The sequence below is a fragment of the Streptomyces sp. DT190 genome (assembly GCF_049846985.1).
Lineage (GTDB): Bacteria > Actinomycetota > Actinomycetes > Streptomycetales > Streptomycetaceae > Streptomyces.
The window spans coordinates 1-674 of the sequence record NZ_JBNCNM010000066.1; the positions used below are offsets into that span (position 1 = coordinate 1).

Consider the following 674-nt stretch of genomic DNA (forward strand, 5'->3'; position numbering starts at 1 on the left):
GCCCCGGTCGGGGGATCCCAGGAGAGGTCCTTCTCGGCGATGCCCGTGGACGGGTTCTGCGCTCCGACGAACTTGCCGTCGCCGACGTAGAGCGCCGTGTGGTAGGCGCTGCCGGCGGATCCCCAGTAGAGGATGTCTCCCGGCTGGATATTGCTCAGCGAGACCGGAGTGCCCACGGTCGACTGGTCCTGCGACACCCTGGGCAGGCTGATGCCCGCTTGCTTGAACGCGGCTTGGAGCAGGCTGGAGCAGTCCCACGAGTTGGGGCCGGTGGCGCCCAGTACGTAGGCGTCGCCGATCTGCGCCTTGGCGAAGGCGATGACCGCCGCCGCCGAACCACCGGCCGTGGACGAGGAGGTGCTCGGGGCGGTGGTGGTGCCGGCGGACGAAGTCAGGGTGGTCCGCTCGGAGGAGCGCGAGGCGGCGGCCTTCTCGCGTGCGGCCTCGGCCTTCCGCGTGGCCTCGGCCTTCCGAGCTGCCTCGGCCTTCTTCTTGGCCTGGGCGAGGTCCGCCTTGGCCTGCTTGGCGGCCTTGGCGACGGCTGCGTCACGCTCGGCCCGCAGTTCGTAGTTGGCCGCGGCCTGCTGGGTGGCATCCGCGGACCGCGAGACCTGCGCGGCCAGGTCGGCCGTGAGAGTGGGCAGTTCGAGCGTCTGAGTCGCCGGCTCAGCAGC

Annotated in this window: 1 protein-coding gene; it reads right to left on the reverse strand. The window is 71.2% G+C overall.

Annotation, left to right across the window (positions count from 1 at the left end; genetic code table 11):
- The coding region (locus ACPXCS_RS39605; protein WP_425952361.1) for a C40 family peptidase at window positions 1-674 on the reverse strand (674 nt) is incomplete at both ends.